The sequence below is a fragment of the Streptomyces sp. NPDC006335 genome, from assembly GCF_040612795.1.
Classification (GTDB): Bacteria; Actinomycetota; Actinomycetes; order Streptomycetales; family Streptomycetaceae; genus Streptomyces.
Genome location: NZ_JBEXQX010000001.1, coordinates 977,654 through 992,437 on the forward strand (window position 1 = coordinate 977,654; position 14,784 = coordinate 992,437).

A 14,784-nucleotide genomic window follows, 5' to 3' on the forward strand; every position below is an offset into this window, starting at 1 on the left:
GCCGGGTTCGGTTGTCGGGCGACTGCGAGTACGTCGTGGCCGGTCGCGCAGTTCCCCGCGCCCCTAGGGGGTTGCGGTCAGCGACGTCACGACGGACGGCCGTTCGCCGCGGCCGCACCTGCGCCGCAGGCATCACTCCGCTCACCCCCCGGACGTGTCCAGTTCCGCGTCCTCGCCGACGCCCGCCGCGCAGTCGTAGGGGTCCTTCAGCCAGCCGTCCGGCAGGACGACCCTGTTGTTGCCGGACGTGCGGCCGCGCGGCCCGTCCGCGCCGGTCGGCCACGGCTGGTCGAGGTCCAGCTCGTCCAGGCCCGACCGCAGTTCCGACAGCGACGACGTGATCGCGAGCCGCTTGCGCATCTCGCTGCCGACCGCGAAGCCCTTGAGGTACCAGGCCACGTGCTTGCGGAAGTCGATGACCCCGCGGGACTCGTCGCCGATCCACTCGCCCAGCAGCGTGGCGTGCCGGACCATGACGTCGGCCACCTCACGGAGTGAGGGACGCGCGATGTCCTCCGTACGCCCCTCGAACGCCGCCACCAGGTCCGAGAACAGCCACGGGCGGCCGAGGCAGCCCCGGCCGACGACCACCCCGTCGACGCCCGTCTCACGCACCATCCGCAGCGCGTCCTCCGCCGACCAGATGTCCCCGTTGCCGAGCACGGGAATCTCCGGCACGTGCTCCTTGAGGCGGGCGATCGCCTCCCAGTCCGCCGTGCCGCCGTAGTGCTGCGCGGCGGTGCGGCCGTGCAGGGCGATCGCCGTCACGCCCTCCTCGACCGCGATCCGCCCCGCGTCCAGGTACGTGATGTGATCGTCGTCGATCCCCTTGCGCATCTTCATCGTGACCGGCAGGTCCCCCGCCCCGCTCACGGCCTCCCGCAGGATCGCCCGGAGAAGGGGACGCTTGTACGGCAGCGCGGACCCGCCGCCCTTGCGCGTCACCTTCGGCACCGGGCACCCGAAGTTGAGGTCGATGTGGTCGGCGAGATCCTCTTCCGCGATCATGCGGACGGCCTTGCCGACCGTGGCGGGGTCGACACCGTACAGCTGGATCGAGCGAGGCTTCTCGCTCTCGTCGAAGTGGATCAGCTGCATGGTCTTCTCGTTGCGCTCGACCAGCGCCCGGGTCGTGATCATCTCGCTGACGAACAGCCCCTTGCCGCCGCTGAACTCCCTGCACAGGGTGCGGAAGGGCGCGTTGGTGATCCCGGCCATGGGGGCCAGGACGACCGGCGGCTGAACGGTGTGCGGGCCGATCCGCAGGGGTGTCTTCTCACGGGGCGTGGTCGTGGACATTGCCCCATTGTCACGCACGGCCCGGGGTGACCGTGCATCGATCATGTACCGACCATTAGTTAGACGCACTATCGAAATCGGCGTACGATGACCCGCATGCCCGAGCTCAGTCATCGCCGACGCATGCTGGTCCTCGCGATCTGCTGTATGAGCCTCCTGATCGTGAGCCTCGACACCACCGCGCTCAACGTCGCCCTGCCCGCCATGCAGCGGGGCCTCGACGCGAGCACGGCGGGCCTCCAGTGGACGATCGACGCGTACACCCTGGTCCTCGCCTCCCTGCTGATGCTGGCCGGCTCCACCGCCGACCGCATCGGCCGCAAGCGCGTCTTCATGGCGGGTCTGGTCGTCTTCACGATCGGCTCCGCGCTGTGCTCCGCCGCGCCGAACCTGGAGGCGCTGATCGCTTTCCGGATGGTCCAGGCGGTCGGCGGTTCGATGCTCAACCCGGTCGCGATGTCGATCATCACCAACACCTTCACGGACCCGCGCGAGCGGGCCCGGGCGATCGGCGTGTGGGGCGCGGTCGTCGGCATCTCCATGGCCGCCGGGCCGCTGGTCGGCGGGGTGCTCGTGGATTCGGTCGGCTGGCGCTCGATCTTCTGGGTCAACCTGCCGGTCGGCCTCGCGGCCCTGCTGCTCACCCTGCGGTACGTGCCCGAGTCCCGGGCGCCCAGGGCCCGCCGCCCCGACCCGGTCGGGCAGCTCCTGGTGATCGCGCTGTTCGGCTCGCTGACGTACGCCATCATCGAGGCGCCGGCCTCGGGGTTCTCGTACGTCCTGCCCTTCGTCGTCGTGGCCGTCCTCGCGCTGGCGGGGCTCCTCTGGTACGAGCCCCGGCGCGACGAACCCCTCATCGACCTGCGGTTCTTCCGGTCCGCGCCGTTCAGCGGGGCCACGGTGATCGCGATCAGCGCGTTCGCGGGTCTGGGCGGGTTCCTGTTCCTGTCGACGCTGTACCTCCAGAACGTCCGGGGGCTGGACGCGCTGCACGCGGGCCTGTGGATGCTGCCGATGGCGGTGCCGATGTTCCTGTGCGCGCCGCTTGCCGGGCGACTGGTGGGGAGCCGGGGTCCGAGGCTGCCGTTGATCGCGGCGGGAGTCATGATCACCGCCAGCGGGGTGCTGTTCGCCGCGTTCGACGCCGAGACCTCGGACCGGACGCTGCTCCTCGGGTATGTGCTGTTCGGGATCGGGTTCGGGTTGGTGAACGCGCCGATCACGAACACGGCGGTGTCGGGGATGCCGCGGGCCCAGGCCGGGGTTGCCGCCGCCGTTGCCTCCACGAGCCGTCAGTTGGGGCAGACGCTGGGAGTTGCGGTGATCGGGGCGGTGCTGGCCTCGGGGGTGGGGGCGTCCTCCTACCAGGAGAGGTTCGTGTCCGCCGCGGTGCCGGGGTGGTGGATTCTGGCCGGGTGCGGTGCCGCGGTGCTGGTTCTGGGGGCCGTGACGAGTGGGGCGTGGGCGCGGCGGACCGCTGAGCGTACGGCTGAGCGGCTGGAGTCGGTGGAGGTTCGCGAGGCGGCGGGGGTCAGCGCGTAGTCGGGCGGCCGACGGTCGGTGGGGGCTGGTCGCGCAGTTCCCCGCGCCCCTCAGGTCGGACACCTCAGCGCAGTCGACTCAGTACCGTTCGCTCCACCGCAGGTAGGAACCTCTGACCCGCCACCGCCAGCACGATCGCCGCCGCCACCCCCGCCCATGCCACAGGGCCCAGCGGGGTGCAGCCGAAGAGCTGGCTCACGCCCGGGATCTCCACCACCGCGAACAACGCGGCCGCCGAGCCCAGGGACGTGAAGCGGACCAATGGGCTCTCCTTGCGGTCTGCCAGGGTCTGGGCGAGCTGCGTGCCGACCACCGCGCACAGCGCCATCGTCGTGGAGCGGCGGGCCGTGCCCGGGGTGAAGCGGCCGATGAGCCAGGCCGCCGTGGCGCCGAGGCAGGTGGTGAGGGCGCGGTCGCGGATCTGGTCGGTCAGGGCGGTGCCCAGGATCGTGTCGACCGAGGGGTTGTCCTCCGTCGGTTTCTCCGTCGGCGTCACCGCCACGGCCATCGCCGGGAACAGGTCGGTGAAGAGGTTCACCAGGAGCATCTGGCGGGTGGACAGGGGCGCGGCGCCCGACAGGAGGGTGCCGAGGATGCCGAAGCCGACCTCGCCCGCGTTGCCGCCGATCAGGATGGCGATGGCGTCGGCGACGCTGTGCCACAGGGCCCGGCCCTCGCGCACGGCCTCGATGAGGGCGGTGAGGTCGTCCCCGGTGAGGACGAGATCGGCGGCGTTGCGGGCGGCGGCGGAGCCGCGGGCGTTGATGCCGACGCCGATGTCGGCGGCCCGGATGGCGGCCGCGTCGTTGGCGCCGTCGCCGACCATGCCGACGACCCGGCCCGCGTCCCTGAGGGCCTCGACGACCTGGAGCTTCTGCTCGGGCGCGACCCGGGCCACGACATCGGCGTCGCGCAGCATCCGGGAGCGGGCCGAGCGGTCGGCGGCGGCCAGTTCGTCGCCGGTGACGATCGTGGCGTCCTCGGGCCAGCCGAGGTCGATGGCGATGGCGTGGGCGGTCTGCGGGTGGTCGCCGGTCAGTACGACGGGCCGTACGCCCGCCTCGCGCAGCCCGTGCACGAGGTCCGGGGAGGTCTCCCGGGCCACGTCGGCGAGGGCCAGCAGGCCGACGAACTCCAGGTCCCGCAGCGGCTCTTCGAGGGCCGCCTTCTCGTCGCCGTCGAGCGGACGCCGGGCCACCGCGAGGACGCGCAGCCCGTCGGCGGCCAGGGAGTGGGCCTGTTCGGAGGCGTCGGCGGGGAGGTCCGCGCAGGCGGGCAGCACGGTCTCCGGGGCGCCCTTGAGCACCAGGACCGGGGAGTCGTCGCCCGGGTGCCCGACGGCGGCGGCGTAACCGCGGCCCGCCTCGAAGGGCAGGCCCTCCAGCTGGGTCCACTCCTCGTCCGGGGCGGCCGCGTCCAGGACGGCCTCGTCGGTGGCGTGGGCCGGGCGCTGCCCGGAGTCGCCGTCGAGCTGGGGGCAGGCGCGGGCCGCGATCCGCAGCGGGCCGTCCGCGCCGGATTCACCGGGGGTGTGGACGGTGCCGTCCGCGTCGGCGACCCGGACCAGGCGCAGCCGGTTCTCGGTGAGGGTGCCGGTCTTGTCGAAGCAGATGGTGTCCATGCGGCCGAGGGCTTCCAGGGTGCGCGGGGCGCGGACCAGGACGCCGTGCGCGCTGAGCCGGCGGGCGGCCGCGAGCTGCGCGACCGTGGCCACCAGCGGCAGCCCTTCCGGTACGGCGGCCACCGCGACCGCGACGCCGCCGCTGACCGCCTGCCGCAGGGGGGTGCCGCGCACCAGGGCGAGCCCGGTGACCGCGGCACCGCCCGCCATCGTCAACGGCAGTGCCTTGCGGGTGAGTTCCTGGAGCCGGGCCTGGACTCCGGCGGCGGCCGGGGTGCGGGAGGCGAGCGCGACGGCGCGGGCGGACTCGGTGCGGTCGCCGGTGTCCACGACGACCGCGCGGGCCTTCCCCGCCACCACGGTCGTCCCCTCGAAGACCATGCAGTGCCGTTCGGCGACGGGGGCGCGCGGGCTGGGGTCGGTGCACTTGTCGACGGGGAGGGACTCGCCGGTCAGCGCGGACTCGTCGACCTCCAGGCCGTCCTCCCACAGCAGCCGGGCGTCGGCGGGCACGACGTCGTCGAGGGTGAGCTCGATGATGTCGCCGGGGTGCAGCTTGGCGGCGTCGACGACGTGCGGTTCCGTGTCCTCCTCGGCGACCCGGGCCTTCTGCTTCTGCTGGGCGAGCAGCCCGGACAGGGCCCGCTCGGCGCGCAGCCGCTGGAGGCCGCCGACGAGCGCGTTCAGGTCGAGGGCGCCGACCACCAGCAGGGCGTCCATCGCGGACCCGAGGATCGCGGACGCGGCCGAGCCGACCGCGAGGACGGGCGTGAGCGGGTCGTCCAGCTCCTCGCGCACGGCCCGCGCGAGCTGCGCCGACCACCGGGCGGGGGCCAGCACGGGCAGGCGTACGACGGTGTCGGCGGCGGTGCGGACCCGCGCGGTCGTCTGCTCGACGAGCGTCGGCTCCGGGGGCGCCTCCTGTTCGAGCCGGTCGCGTACGTCGTCCGGGTCCAGGGCGTGCCAGGCCACCCGGGGGCGCGGGTGCGGGAGGCCCGCGGCGGCCACCCGGAGGGCGGCGCGGGTGCCGGTGAGAAGGGCGGCGGCCGCGGCCGCGTCGACGGGTGCGTGGCGGAGGCCGGGGAGTGCCGTACGGCGTCGGCCGCGGCCCGACTCGCCGACGGCGACGAGGAGTCCGGACAGGGCGGCGCCCGAGCGGGCCAGGGTCTGGGAGCGGCGGCCGACCGCGCGGGCCGCCGGTACGGCGGTCAACAGCCGCCAGACGTCGGGCAGTCCGTGCGGGGCGAGGACGTCGGCGCCCCACGCGACCGCGCAGCCGCCGTCGGTGAGGGAGACGGCCACGTCACCGCGCAGGAGTCCGGCGACGGTGTCGGCGTCCTCGGGGCGGGCGACGGTGAGCACGCCGCCTTCGTCGGTGCGGAGTTGGTCGACGATGTCCCGCAACGACCGCCCGGCGTCCATGACTTGGTCGGCGAGGGGGGTGAAGTCGGCCAGGGCGGGGTCGTCCAGGACGACGACCCGGAGTCCGGCGCGCCGGGCCGCGTCCAGCACGGGCTCGGCCCAGGCGTCGGCGCCCGCGCCCGGGGTGCGCAGGGCGCTCGGGTGCAGCAGGACGGTGCCGACGGTGTCCAGTTGCCGCAGCCGGTCCGGGTCGCGCACCAGGACACCGGAACGGGACAGGGCCGTGCTCAGGACGGCGTGGAAGGCGGCGGGGCCGTAGCGCGCGGCCTTGGGGGAGCCCGCGAGAACGGCCTCCGCGGCCTCGGTCACGTCGTGCTTGACGAGGAGCGCGGCGACGGCGCCGGCGATGCTGCCGGCCGCGGCGTGGCCCGCGTACTCCTGGGCGGGTGAGGGGCGCGGGGGCGGGCGCAGCGCCAGGTCGGCGGGCACGCTGTCGCGGTCGGGGACGCACAGGTCGTCGTGGACCGTCTCGAAGGCGGCCGTCCGTACGAGGGCCTCGGCCAACTGGCAGGAGCGCAGCGTGCCGTCGAGCAGCAGGGAGGTGGGGCTCTGCCCCGCGCCGTGCACGGCGGCGTTCACGGCGGCCAGGGCCACGTCCGTGCGGGCGCTGCCGAGCCGCCGGCGCAGCCAGCCCCTGAAGCGGGGGTTCTCCCGCAGCAGCATCACGGCGGCCGTCACCGGTCGCGGGGAGGCGGGCAGCCGCAGCGCGGATCCGGTGACCGCGGCGACGACTCCGGCGGCGTCCGCGGCGAGCGCCAGGGCGGCGGTGCGCACGGAGCCGGGGTCGCCGGGGTGGGCGAGCTCCTCGACGTCCTGGCCGTCCGCCACCAGCCCGTACCGCTCGGCCAGCACCGAGATCCGCCTCTCGACGCGCTCGGTGGCCACTCCCTCCACCGCGGTCACGACGAGCCGACCGAGGCCCTGGTCCCAGTAGGCCAGGGCGATGTCGGGGTGTTCGGCGAGGGCGGTGACGAGACGGCGGGCGCGGTGTTCGGTGGGAGCGTGTTCCCTGTGCTCTCCGGGCTTCCCGTGCCCCGGGTCCGTGTCCGCGCGCAGGGGGAGGTGGACGCGGGGGCCCGCCCGCCAGTTCGGGGGTGCTCCCGGGAGGGCCGCTCGGGCCGCCCTCGTCGCCCGGGCCGCGAAGTCCGCGGTGCGTACGCCGGCCCGTGCCGTTCCGGCCACCGCTCCCGCGGCCACGCCGACCGCGGTGGGCGTCCCCCGGGCGAGCAGGCGCGGGCCGGCCAGGACGAGGCCCGCGGCGGCTGTCGTGAGTCCTCGGTTCATCGCTCGTCCTCAGTCGCCGGATCGGGTACGGCCCGCGGTGGCGCCCCCGGGGCCGCCTCGGCCGGACGGCGCGGCCGTCTCGTGCGGAGGGAGCTTGTCGGAGGGCGTGCGCGCCGGGGAGGCGGGTGCCCCGGCCACCGGGTGGGACGCTGTGCCCGGGGTGCCGTGGGTCGACGCCAGGACCCGGGGGGTGGGCCGGCTCTCGTCGCCGGACTCCGTCGGCTCCCCCGGCCTGGGCTGGGTCAGCCACGCCACCGCGGCCCCGGTGACCGCGACGGGCCACTCGACGAGGCCCGCGACGCCGAGCACCCCGGCCCCGGCGTACACCGCGAGCCGTCGGCCGCGTGGGGACACCGCCCCGACCCGGTCCAGCGCTCCCTCGGCCACCCGGCCCACCGTCCCGGCCCCGGGGACCTTCCCGAGCACCGACGCGGCCGCCCGCAACGGCTGCGGAAGCCCCTGCGCCGACGACGGCGCGGGGGACGGTGACGCTGACTCTGTTACCTGCTGCGACGACTTCCGCTCGGCCATGACTCGCCTCGCACGTGGGGGGTCTGTTCTCGGACCGACCGGGTTCCCGCACTTCGGAGGGTCATCCCCACCGGCGGCGACCGGTCAGGCGCTCCGGGGCACCGGCCGCTCCGCGTCCCGCAGCGCCTCGGCGAGGTTCTCCGCGTGGGGATGGGGGTTGGTGCGCGGAAAGGCGTACCGCAGGACCGCGGGCGGGGCGCCGGTGAGCGGGAGGTACAGGACGTCGGGATCGGGATGCTCGGCGGCGACCGAGGCCGGGAGCACGCCCACGCCCCGGCGGGCGGCGACGGCGTGCAGGTACTCGTCCAGGTTGGCGGCCTCGGCACCGATCTCGGGCCGGGCGTCGGCGGGCCAGTCGCCCGGGGTCAGGGTGCCGCTCACGGTGTTCAGGACGAGGCAGCGGCGGCCCAGGTCCCGCCAGCCGAGACGGGACCGCGTGGCGAGGGTCGAGCGGACCGACACCGCGGCGACCCGCTCCTCGCGGGCGATCTCCACCGTGTGCAGGCGGGGGTCCTCGACCTCTCCCCACAGCAGCGCGGCGTCCACCGCCCCGGTGTGGACACCGGCCAGCCGCTCGTCCCGGCGCACCGGCCGGACGAGGACGTGGTGCCGGTTCTCCACGAGGTCGATCGCGTCGCGGCCGCGACGGCGGGGGAAGCCCCACGTGTAGCCGAGGCTGAGGGGCTCCTCCTGCGGGACGGGACGCAGGGCCGCTTCCAGGCGGGGCAGCAGGACCTGGAGCTCGCTCCGCAGCCGCTCGCCGTCCGGGGTGAGCCGGGGGTGGCGGGTGGTCCGGTCGAGGAGGCTGCGGCCGACGTGCTCCTCCAGCCTGCGGATGGTGCGGCTGAGCGTGGGCTGCGGGATGCCGAGCCGCTCCGCGGCCCAGGTGAAGTGCTGTTCCTCCGCCAGGGTGAGGAAGCAGCGGAGCTGGTGCAGTCCTACGTCCATCGTCACGACGGTACTACTCACCCGCGGTGGCCGATTCGGGCGTCCTCGCTGTCGGTCGGGTCGTAAGCGCCTCGGTCCGGGGCCGGGGCGCGCGGACCAGGACCAGGTGCAGCACCAGCCCGGCGGCCACGAGCGCACCCGTCCAGTACGGCAGGTCCGCGGGGGCCGCTCCGGCCGCCAGGGTGACCCCGCCCAGGGCGGAGCCGAGCGCGCTGCCGAGGTAGACGGCCGAGCTGTTGAGGGAGACCGCGACGGGCGCCTGGTCGGGGCGGGCGGCGATGAGCTGGTGCTGCTGCGGCACCTGGAGGGCCCAGCCGGCCGCGCCCCACACGATCAGCGGCACGGCGAGCACCCAGCCGGCCCGGGCCGCGACCGGCAGGAGCAGGTGGGACAGGCACAGCAGGACCAGGACGACGGTGACGACGGCGTACGGCCGTCCCGTGCGGTCGACGATCCGGCCGATCAGCAGGCTTCCGGTCACGCCTCCCAGACCCCAGGCCCACATCGCGCCGAGTGCCCCGTCGGTGCCGCGGGCGTCGGCATCGGTGAGGAACGGCGCGAGGTAGGTGTACAGGCCGAGGCTGGTGACACCGGCGACGAGGGACACCCCGGCGATGGCGGCGGCGGGACGCCGGGCCAGGACGCGGGCCCGCTCGCGCAGGGGCGGTGGCGGGGCGGCCTCCAGCCGGGGCAGGGCGAGCACGATCCCGGCGACGGCCACGGCACCGAGGCCGGTGATCAGCCAGAGCGTGCCGCGCCAGCCGACGTGGTCGGCGAGCAGGACGCCCACCGGTACGCCGATCACCGTGCCGACGCTCATCCCGCCCATGACCAGGGCGAGGGCCCGGCCGCGCCGCTTGTCACCGGCGAGGGAGGCCGCGGTGGCGGCGGCCATGGGCGAGTAGACGCCCGCGCCGACCCCCGCGAGGGCACGGGCGACGAGCAGGACGGCCAGACCGCCGGCGAGGGCGGTCAGCGCGTTGGCGGCGGTGAACAGCAGGAGGGCCGCGGTCAGGACGGTCCTGGCGGGCCGGCCGGCCAGGGCGGTCGCGAACACCGGGGCGGCGAGGGCGTAGCAGAGGGTGAAGACGGTCACCATCTGTCCGGCCGCGGCCTCGCCGGTGTGCAGGTCGGCGGCGACCTCGGGCAGCAGTCCGGCCATGACGTAGGCGTCGAGGCCGAGCGCGAAGGCGCCGAGGACGAGGACGTACAGACGGTTCAGGGGGGTGGTGGGGGTGGTGGGGGTGGGTGTGGGCATCCGTGACGCTCCCGTGCGGCCTCGATCGGTCCGGGAAGTCCACCGGGCGGACGGGGGCACGGTCCAATACGGCAGGTGCATGTTGCATCCGTGTGCCGCATGGGACGAGGTGGGAGCCGTCGCGGAAGGGCGGTTGAGATCTCGCTCACGTCCGCGCTGCCGGGCTCCTCTCCAGGGCGATCGCGTGCAGCTTCTCCAGCCGCCGCCGGGACTCCTCGTCCGCGGGGGCGTAAGTGACCATGCGCGGGCCCGCCTCGGGGCCGAGCCAGAGGTCGGTGTGGTCGACGGAGACACGGCCGACGTAGCGGTTCATGAATTCCTTGCGGCGGCCGCGGTGTTCGATGACCTCGTGCCGGTCCCAGACCTCACGGAACTCCGGGGACTCCGTGCGCAGCCGCTTCAGGAGCATCTTCCAGCCGGGCTCGGCGAGGTGGCCGGCCATGGTGGCGCGGAAGCGGGCGGCCATCAGCCGCTGCACCTCCGGGAGATGGACGATCGAGGAGCGCCAGTCGTCGTTGGTGTAGGAGAGGATCATGCAGTTGCGGTCCTCGGGCGGGACCGCGTCCAGGTCGCACAGCAGCAGGCCGTAGGTGCGGTTGTAGGCGAGGATGTCGTAGCGGCTGTTCTGCACACAGGCCGGGAGCGGCTCCAGCTGTTCGAGTACGTGCCGGATGGCCGGGCTGACCGACGGGCAGACGGTGGCCGGTGTCGGGTCGACCGCGCCGGCGAGCTGGAAGAGGTGCGAGCGCTCGCTCGGGTCGAGCAGCAGGGCGCGGGCGAGGGCGTCCAGGACCTGCACGGAGACCTGGATGTCCCGGGCCTGCTCCAGCCAGGTGTACCAGGTGACGCCGACCGCGGAGAGCTGGGCGACCTCCTCCCGGCGCAGGCCCGGGGTACGGCGTCGGCGGCCGCGGGGCAGACCGACCTGCTCGGGGGTGATGTGCTCGCGGCGGTGGCGCAGGAAGGCGGCGAGCTCATGGCGCCGGATCGCCGAGAGGGACGCGGAGAGGGAGGCGGTCGCCGGTACGGCGGTCTCCTGGGCCATCGTGGTCATGCCTCCAGCCTGCCCGCACCGGGACCCTGTTGCCAGGTGGTTCTTCTACCAGGATAAGGAGACTCTGGTACCCGTCTGGGCGTGGGCGCAGGCTCATGACCGTGACCACCGAAACCACGACTCCACGCCCCGTCCGCGCCGCCGCGCCACCCGAGTTGGGCGGCCTCGGACTGTTCACGGTGCTGCTCGCCGCGGCACTCCCCCTCATCGACTTCTTCATCGTCAACGTCGCCCTGCCCAGCATCGGCACGGACCTCTCCGCGAGCGAGTCGGTCCTCGAACTCGTCGTGGCGGGTTACGGGTTGGCGTACGCCGTCCTGCTCGTCCTCGGCGGCCGGCTCGGTGACCTCTTCGGGCGCCGCCGGCTGTTCCTCGGCGGGATGCTGGCGTTCGGGCTGACCTCGCTGGCGTGCGGGCTCGCGCCGACCGCGTGGACGCTGGTCGCCGCACGGGTCGCGCAGGGTGCCGCGTCGGCCGCGATGCTGCCGCAGGTGCTCGCCACCATCCAGTCGGCGACGGCCGGGCCCCGGCGGGCGCGGGCGATGGGCCTCTACGGCGCCACCGCGGGCCTCGCCATGGTGGCGGGCCAGATCCTCGGCGGGGTCCTGGTGGCGGCCGACATCGCGGGCACGAGCTGGCGGGCGGCGTTCCTGGTGAACGTCCCCGTCGTCCTGGTGGGCCTGGTCCTCGCGGCCCGTACGGTCCCGGAGACCCGCTCCCCGCGTCCCGAGCCGGTGGACGGGCCGGGCACGGTCCTGCTGGCGGCCACCCTGCTGGCACTGCTCGCCCCGCTGACCGAGGGCAGGGCGGCGGGCTGGCCGCTGTGGACGTGGCTGTCGCTGGCGGCCTTCCCGTTCCTGGCGGGGGCGTTCTTCGCGGTGGAGCGCAGGGCGGACCGTGCGGGCCGTACGCCCCTCGTCCCGCCGAGCCTGTTCGAGCTGGTGTCCCTGCGCCGGGGGCTGCTGCTGATCCTGCCGTTCTCGATGGGCTTCGCCGGCTTCATGTTCGTGATCGCGGTGGCCCTCCAGGAGGGAGCGGGCCGCAGTCCCGTCCAGGCGGGCCTGGCGCTGGTCCCGCTGGCGGTGACGTTCCTGTTCACGTCGGTGGCGGGGCCGCGGCTGATCTCCCGCTTCGGGACCCGGGTGGTGACCGCGGGCGCGCTGATCCAGGCGGTCGGGCTGGGGCTGATGATCCTCGCGGCCCGTTCCTCCTGGCCCGACCTCGGACTGCTCCCCCTCCTCCCCGGCGGCGCGATCGCCGGAGTGGGCCAGGCTCTCCAACTGCCCGTGGTCTTCCGGATCGTGCTGTCGGAGGTGCCGCCCGCGCGGGCCGGTGTGGGCAGTGGCGTGATGGTCACCACCCAGCAGGCCGCCCTGGCCCTCGGCGTGGCCACGCTGGGCAGCCTCTTCCTCGCCCTGGTGCCGGGCATGGGCATGCGGGACGCCCTGGTGACGACGCTCCTGGTCCAGTTGGCGGGGGTGGCGCTGACCGGCGTACTGAGCCTGCGGCTGCCGCGGACGATCGACTGACCGTGCCGCCCGCGGGTCGCGGCCCGGCTCAAGTCCTGGCGAAGCCCCCGTGAAGAAACCGCTGTTGATGTTGTTCTTGCTGCACACTCCTAGCCGGAGGCGAGGCACATGGTGCAGATCGGCACGAGCAGGGTGAGCCGCTGGGACCAGCACGGGCGCGAGCACGTCGTCCAGGTGCGGCGCGAGGGCGCGCTGCGCACGATCAGGTGCGACACCTGCGGCTGGCGCAGGGGAGCCCAGTTCCTGCCCTGGCTGAAGGCGGAGGAACACCTGACGGAGGCCCACCAGGCGACGGTGGACCCGTCGAAGACGTAACGGGGTGGCGGTGGTCAGGCCCTGAGACCGCGTACCAGCAGGTCCACCAGCGCCGTGAACTCCTCGTCCGCGCCCGGCTGTTCCCACTCGGGGGCGTAGCAGGGGTCGTGGAAGCGGCCGGTGGCCTGGAAGACGGCTCGGGCCGTGACGGCCGGGTCGGCGACGGTGAAGGTGCCCGCGTCGACGCCGTCCCGGACGACGCGGGTGAGCTGGTCGGTCAGCTCGGTGAGGTGCTCGATGACCGCCGCGACGTTCTCACCGGTCAGGACCGTGTACGTGGCGAACAGCTCCGGATCGTCGCCCGCCTTTCGGCGCTTGGCCTCGAAGAGGGCGGCGAGCCAGTCCCGCAGCCGGGCCTCCGGATCACGGTCCTGGGCGGCGATCGCGGCCAGCATGCCCGTCGCCCGGTCCAGCCACCGCTTCGTCACCGCCTCCCGCAGCGCCGCCTTCGTCCGGAAGTGCCGGTAGACGCTGCCGTGGCTGACGCCGAGCGCGCGTGCCACGTCGACCACGGTGGCCTTGGCGGGGCCGTGCCGGCGCAGCACCTCCTCAGTGGCTTCGAGGATGCGCTCGGCGGTCAGGGGCTCGGTGGTCGGGGGCATGTCTAGACGGTACCTGGCACGACGTTCACCGCCGGACGGGTACGGCCCCCACCAGGGGGCGCGGGGAACTGCGCGACCAGCCCCCACCGACCCGCAGCCGACCCACGACAGCCGTCGGCAACCGGCGGGTTCACTTCTCACTGTCCAACATCGCCATCAACGGCGCCGCATACCGCTCCCCGGCCGCCGCGCCCGCCGGTACCGCGTCCTCGACAGCGGCGAGATCGGCGGCCTCCAGGGTCACGTCCACCGCGCCCAAGGCCGCACCCAGCCGCCCCCGAGCCTTCGCACCGACCCGCCCCCCTGCTCACCGCTCACCACGCACGGCTCACCGCTCACTGTCCAACATCGCCATCAACGGCGCCGCATACCGCTCCCCCGCCGCCGCGCCCGCCGGTACCGCGTCCTCGATGGCGGCGAGATCGGCGGCCTCCAGGGTCACGTCCAGCGCGCCCAGGGCCTCGCCGAGCCGTTCGCGGGTCCTGGCGCCGATCAGGGGGACGATGTCGTCGCCCCGGGAGGCGACCCAGGCGATGGCGATCTGGGCGACGGTGACGCCCTTCTGTTCGGCGATCTTGCGCAGGGACTCGACCAGCGCGAGGTTGTGCCGGAGGTTCTCGCCCTGGAAGCGGGGCGAGTGCGCGCGGAAGTCGTTCGCGGCGAGTTGCCGGTCGGCCGTGAGGTGGCCGGAGATCAGCCCGCGCGAGAGCACTCCGTACGCGGTGACGGAGATGCCCAGCTCCCGCAGGGTGGGCAGGATCTCCCGCTCGGGGCCCCGGGATATGAGCGCGTACTCGATCTGGAGGTCGGAGATCGGGGCGGTGGCGGCGGCCCGGCGGATGGTGTCGGCGCCGACCTCGCTGAGCCCGATGTGCCGGACCCAGCCCTTCTCGACCAGTTCGGCGATCGCGCCGACGGTCTCCTCGATGGGCACCTGCGGGTCGAGCCGGGAGGGGCGGTAGACGTCGATGTGGTCGACGCCGAGGCGCTGGAGGGAGTACGCGGCGAAGTTCTTCACGGCGGCGGGGCGGCCGTCGAAGCCCGCCCAGCCGCCGTCCGGGTCGCGCAGGGAACCGAACTTCACGCTGAGCAGCGCGTTGTCGCGCAGGGCGGCCGGGGCGGTGCGCAGCGCCTCGCTGATCAGCAGTTCGTTGTGGCCCATGCCGTAGAAGTCGCCGGTGTCCAGCAGGGTGACGCCGGCCTCCAGGGCGGCGTGGGTGGTGGCGATCGACTCGGCCCGGTCGGTCTCGCCGTACATGCCGGACATGCCCATGCAGCCGAGGCCGAGTGCGGAGACCTGGGGGCCGGTGGTGCCGAGGGTTCGGGTTCGCATCGTCATGACACCCACCCTGCCATGACAACTGACAGATTTCAATATC

The 14,784-nt window shown here is 74.3% G+C and carries 11 protein-coding genes and 1 pseudogene; 3 read left to right on the plus strand and 9 right to left on the minus strand.

Annotation, left to right across the window (positions count from 1 at the left end; all coding sequences use genetic code 11):
- Positions 1 to 141 precede the first annotated feature (141 nt).
- Positions 142 to 1,299 (minus strand): tRNA dihydrouridine synthase DusB, encoded by a 1,158-nt coding sequence (dusB, locus tag ABZ098_RS04405; protein WP_356587077.1) that lies wholly within the window; start codon positions 1,297 to 1,299, stop codon positions 142 to 144.
- Positions 1,300 to 1,395: 96 nt separating this feature from the next.
- Between dusB and ABZ098_RS04410 the strand changes: the two genes are divergently transcribed.
- A complete protein-coding gene (locus ABZ098_RS04410; RefSeq protein WP_356587079.1) occupies positions 1,396 to 2,841 on the plus strand; it encodes an MFS transporter in 1,446 nt (481 codons plus the stop codon).
- A 64-nt stretch (positions 2,842 to 2,905) separates the two neighbouring features.
- Here the strand turns inward: ABZ098_RS04410 and ABZ098_RS04415 are convergent, their stop codons facing one another.
- From ABZ098_RS04415 to ABZ098_RS04435, 5 genes are all read right to left on the minus strand, one after another.
- Positions 2,906 to 7,168: a cation-translocating P-type ATPase gene (locus tag ABZ098_RS04415; RefSeq protein ID WP_356587081.1), complete on the minus strand. Its 4,263-nt coding sequence runs from the start codon at positions 7,166 to 7,168 to the stop codon at positions 2,906 to 2,908.
- A gap of 9 nt (positions 7,169 to 7,177) precedes the next feature.
- Positions 7,178 to 7,699, minus strand: a complete 522-nt coding sequence (locus tag ABZ098_RS04420; RefSeq protein ID WP_356587083.1) for a hypothetical protein — start codon at positions 7,697 to 7,699, stop codon at positions 7,178 to 7,180.
- An 84-nt stretch (positions 7,700 to 7,783) separates the two neighbouring features.
- On the minus strand, positions 7,784 to 8,647 hold the full coding sequence (locus tag ABZ098_RS04425; RefSeq protein ID WP_356587084.1) for a LysR family transcriptional regulator: 864 nt from the start codon (positions 8,645 to 8,647) through the stop codon (positions 7,784 to 7,786).
- 13 nt (positions 8,648 to 8,660) lie between these two features.
- Positions 8,661 to 9,905, minus strand: coding sequence for an MFS transporter (locus ABZ098_RS04430; protein ID WP_356587086.1), 1,245 nt, complete (start codon positions 9,903 to 9,905; stop codon positions 8,661 to 8,663).
- A 145-nt stretch (positions 9,906 to 10,050) separates the two neighbouring features.
- On the minus strand, positions 10,051 to 10,959 hold the full coding sequence (locus tag ABZ098_RS04435; protein WP_356587088.1) for a helix-turn-helix domain-containing protein: 909 nt from the start codon (positions 10,957 to 10,959) through the stop codon (positions 10,051 to 10,053).
- A gap of 95 nt (positions 10,960 to 11,054) precedes the next feature.
- On the opposite strand from ABZ098_RS04435, the gene ABZ098_RS04440 reads away from it, so the two are divergent.
- Both ABZ098_RS04440 and ABZ098_RS04445 read left to right on the plus strand, forming a co-directional pair.
- Positions 11,055 to 12,488, plus strand: coding sequence for an MFS transporter (locus tag ABZ098_RS04440; protein WP_356587090.1), 1,434 nt, complete (start codon positions 11,055 to 11,057; stop codon positions 12,486 to 12,488).
- A gap of 108 nt (positions 12,489 to 12,596) precedes the next feature.
- A complete protein-coding gene (locus ABZ098_RS04445; RefSeq protein WP_356587092.1) occupies positions 12,597 to 12,803 on the plus strand; it encodes a hypothetical protein in 207 nt (68 codons plus the stop codon).
- A gap of 14 nt (positions 12,804 to 12,817) precedes the next feature.
- On the opposite strand, the gene ABZ098_RS04450 is transcribed toward ABZ098_RS04445, so the two are convergent.
- The 3 genes and pseudogenes from ABZ098_RS04450 to ABZ098_RS04460 form a co-directional block, all read right to left on the minus strand.
- The gene (locus ABZ098_RS04450; protein WP_356587094.1) at positions 12,818 to 13,405 is read right to left on the minus strand and encodes a TetR family transcriptional regulator; all 588 of its coding nucleotides are present in this window, start codon (positions 13,403 to 13,405) and stop codon (positions 12,818 to 12,820) included.
- A 130-nt stretch (positions 13,406 to 13,535) separates the two neighbouring features.
- Positions 13,536 to 13,700, minus strand: a pseudogene (locus tag ABZ098_RS04455) (aldo/keto reductase); the annotation flags it as partial.
- A gap of 33 nt (positions 13,701 to 13,733) precedes the next feature.
- Positions 13,734 to 14,744: an aldo/keto reductase gene (locus ABZ098_RS04460; protein ID WP_356587096.1), complete on the minus strand. Its 1,011-nt coding sequence runs from the start codon at positions 14,742 to 14,744 to the stop codon at positions 13,734 to 13,736.
- Positions 14,745 to 14,784 lie beyond the last annotated feature (40 nt).

Bases quoted from the DNA above. Each gene is read 5' to 3' on its own strand.
- ABZ098_RS04460 (WP_356587096.1), bottom strand. From the start codon at position 14,744: ATGACGATGCGAACCCGAACCCTCGGCACCACCGGCCCCCAGGTCTCC.
- ABZ098_RS04430 (WP_356587086.1), bottom strand. From the start codon at position 9,905: ATGCCCACACCCACCCCCACCACCCCCACCACCCCCCTGAACCGTCTG.
- ABZ098_RS04440 (WP_356587090.1), top strand. From the start codon at position 11,055: ATGACCGTGACCACCGAAACCACGACTCCACGCCCCGTCCGCGCCGCC.
- ABZ098_RS04415 (WP_356587081.1), bottom strand. From the start codon at position 7,168: ATGAACCGAGGACTCACGACAGCCGCCGCGGGCCTCGTCCTGGCCGGC.
- ABZ098_RS04410 (WP_356587079.1), top strand. From the start codon at position 1,396: ATGCCCGAGCTCAGTCATCGCCGACGCATGCTGGTCCTCGCGATCTGC.
- ABZ098_RS04450 (WP_356587094.1), bottom strand. From the start codon at position 13,405: ATGCCCCCGACCACCGAGCCCCTGACCGCCGAGCGCATCCTCGAAGCC.
- ABZ098_RS04420 (WP_356587083.1), bottom strand. From the start codon at position 7,699: ATGGCCGAGCGGAAGTCGTCGCAGCAGGTAACAGAGTCAGCGTCACCG.
- ABZ098_RS04425 (WP_356587084.1), bottom strand. From the start codon at position 8,647: ATGGACGTAGGACTGCACCAGCTCCGCTGCTTCCTCACCCTGGCGGAG.
- ABZ098_RS04445 (WP_356587092.1), top strand. From the start codon at position 12,597: ATGGTGCAGATCGGCACGAGCAGGGTGAGCCGCTGGGACCAGCACGGG.
- dusB (WP_356587077.1), bottom strand. From the start codon at position 1,299: ATGTCCACGACCACGCCCCGTGAGAAGACACCCCTGCGGATCGGCCCG.
- ABZ098_RS04435 (WP_356587088.1), bottom strand. From the start codon at position 10,959: ATGACCACGATGGCCCAGGAGACCGCCGTACCGGCGACCGCCTCCCTC.